Source organism: Phreatobacter oligotrophus (assembly GCF_003046185.1).
Taxonomy (GTDB): Bacteria; Pseudomonadota; Alphaproteobacteria; order Rhizobiales; family Phreatobacteraceae; genus Phreatobacter; species Phreatobacter oligotrophus.
Genome location: NZ_PZZL01000055.1, coordinates 1 through 2,477, shown reverse-complemented (window position 1 = coordinate 2,477; position 2,477 = coordinate 1). Strand labels below are relative to the sequence as shown.

The 2,477-nt window shown below is 62.7% G+C and carries 2 protein-coding genes; both read right to left on the bottom strand.

What is annotated here, in order from left to right; genetic code table 11:
- Positions 1-146 precede the first annotated feature (146 nt).
- Positions 147-875 (bottom strand): IS21-like element helper ATPase IstB, encoded by a 729-nt coding sequence (gene istB, locus C8P69_RS23305; protein WP_108179810.1) that lies wholly within the window; start codon positions 873-875, stop codon positions 147-149.
- Entirely contained in the window at positions 805-2,370 is a 1,566-nt protein-coding gene (gene istA, locus C8P69_RS23300) for an IS21 family transposase (protein ID WP_108179809.1), read from the bottom strand. Before istA ends, istB begins: the two co-directional genes overlap by 71 nt.
- Between the last annotated feature and the right edge of the window lie 107 nt (positions 2,371-2,477).

The following is a 2,477-nucleotide window of genomic DNA, read 5'->3' as shown; positions in this document are numbered from 1 at the left end:
TGTCAATCGGCGCCCAAAGTTGACCCCTTGTCGGCGTCCAAAGTTGACCCCCTTGCAGTATGGCAGCGGACGCCCCGACGCAGCTGGTCGGGATTGCGCAGTCGGGGCGACCGCGGGTCGATAGGGCAATGATCGCGGTTTGCTGATCAGGCGCGGCTCTTGAAGCGCCAGCTTTCGTTTCCGGTTTCGATGATCTCGCAGTGATGCGTGAGGCGATCGAGCAGCGCGGTCGTCATCTTGGCGTCACCAAAGACGGAGGGCCATTCGCCGAAGGCAAGGTTGGTGGTCACGATCACCGAGGTTCGCTCATAGAGGCGGCTGATGAGGTGGAAGAGCAATTGGCCTCCAGCCTGCGCAAACGGCAGGTAGCCGAGTTCGTCGAGGACGACGAGGTCCATTCGGGTCAGGAGGTCTGCAGTGCGGCTTTGCCGGCCGTTGCGGGCCTCGCTCTCGAGCCGGTTCACCAGATCGACCGTGTTGAAGAAGCGGCCACGGGCGCCGGCACGGATGCACGCCCTGGCAATGGCAATCGCAAGATGGGTCTTCCCGGTGCCGGTCCCCCCGATCAGGACCGCATTGCGCTGGGCGTCCAGGAAGGCGCCGGTCGCAAGGTCTCGCACCAGCGCCTCATTGACGGGCGAACCCTCAAAGACGAAGTCGCCGAGGTCCTTGGCAAGGGGGAGTTTGGCGATCGTCATCTGGTATTTGATCGATCGTGCCGTCTTTTCGTTGATCTCGGCGGTCAGAAGTTCCCCGACGATCCGGGGTGGTTCGTGTTGGCGCTTGATGCCAGCGGCCATCACCTCATCGTAGGCGCTCCTCATGCCGTAGAGCTTCAACTCCCCCATCAGGTCGAACAGTTCGTGACGCTCCATTGGCAGTCCTCCTCAGGCTGTCGTAGCGATGGCAGTCGGCTTGCGGCATGTGGGTCAGCCTGAGCGCCTCAGGGGTCATGATGGTCGCGGCCGGAGCCGGGTCGCGCGATCGGGCCAGGATGTTGAGGATCACGTCTGCGGAGTAGACCCCCTCGGCCAGAGCCTCGGCGCAGGCCGCATCGACCGCCGTTACGCCGTCGTCCATCACCGCCGTGAGGATCTGCACCATCTGGCGGTCACCATCAGAGCCCTTCAGCTTCCGCCGCACGCGCTCCATGGCTGCCGGCATGACCCAATCCTTGAAGGGTGCGCCATTCCGCAGTGCGCCGGGTTTGCGGGCCAGGACCGGGACGTAGTGCCAAGGATTGTAGACAGTCTCATTTCGGCCAAAGCTGCGGGCGTGCTCGGCGATCACCGCGCCGTCCTGCTTGATGACGATGCGGTCCGCATAGGCGCAGATCTCGACCGGACGGCCCACTGCGCGGGAGTCGACGGAGTATTTGTTGTTGTCGAACCGCACCAGGCAGGTCCGCGAGACGGACGCCGTCGTCGCGTGGAAGCTGTCGAAGGTGCCGCGCAAAGGCACCAGCCTTGGCCGCTCGTCCTCAAACACCTCCCAGATCGTCCGGTCGGCCAATTCAGGATGTTTATGAGCCCGCGCATAGGCAACGCAGCGGTCCATCAGGAAGTCGTTCAGCTCGCCATAGCTCTTCACCCGCAGTCTCGGTGTGAAGAAGCGTTCGCGTACCAGCCCGACCTGGTTCTCGACCTGCCCCTTCTCCCAACCCGCCGCCGGCGTGCAAGCGGTGGGATCGATCAGGTAATGCGAGCACATTTGCAGGAAGCGCCGGTTATAGCCGCGGTCCTTCCCAACGAAGACCGTGTCCACGGCCGTCTTCATGTTGTCGTAGATGCCGCGCTGGCACGTCCCCCGGAAGAAGGCGAACGCACGGTCATGGGCATCGAAGACCATTTCCTGGGTCTCGCGCGGATAGGCGCGCAGGAAGAACATCCGGCTATGGCAAAGCCGAACATGAGCAATCTTCACCGTCACCGTGACGTTGTTGATCAGGACGACCTCGTGGCTCCAGTCGAACTGGTAGGCCTCTCCCGGAGCGAAGACCAACGGTACGAAGGCCTCCGCCGTCATCGCCCCACGCTCGCGGTCCCAGCTCCTGGCGTAGCGTCGTACGGCATCGTAGCCGCCGGCAAAGCCCAGCCCCTGCAGTTCCTCATAGATCCGGATCAGCGTCAGGCGTTCTCGGGCAGCCTTGCCTTCATTGGCAAAAAGCATCCGGTCCAGTTCGCCCTTCCAGGGGCCAATCTTCGGCAAAGGCTGACGTTCCCGTTCGTAGCTGAACGCCGTCGCATCCGAACGCAAGATCTTGCGGACCGTGTTCCGCGAGATGTGCAGCTCACGAGCGATCTGCTTGATCGAGCGCTTGCGCTGATGGAACTCACGTCGAACCCGCGCGATCGTGTCCACGCCCTTCATCCCCCCTCCACCGCTCAAAAAGAACGGCGAAGCTCATGGGCCAAAGGGGTCAAAATTGAACGCCGATCCCCTCTCTCAGGGGGTCAATATTGCGTGCCGATTCACAC

Bases quoted from the DNA above. Each gene is read 5' to 3' on its own strand.
- istB (WP_108179810.1), bottom strand. From the start codon at position 875: ATGGAGCGTCACGAACTGTTCGACCTGATGGGGGAGTTGAAGCTCTAC.
- istA (WP_108179809.1), bottom strand. From the start codon at position 2,370: ATGAAGGGCGTGGACACGATCGCGCGGGTTCGACGTGAGTTCCATCAG.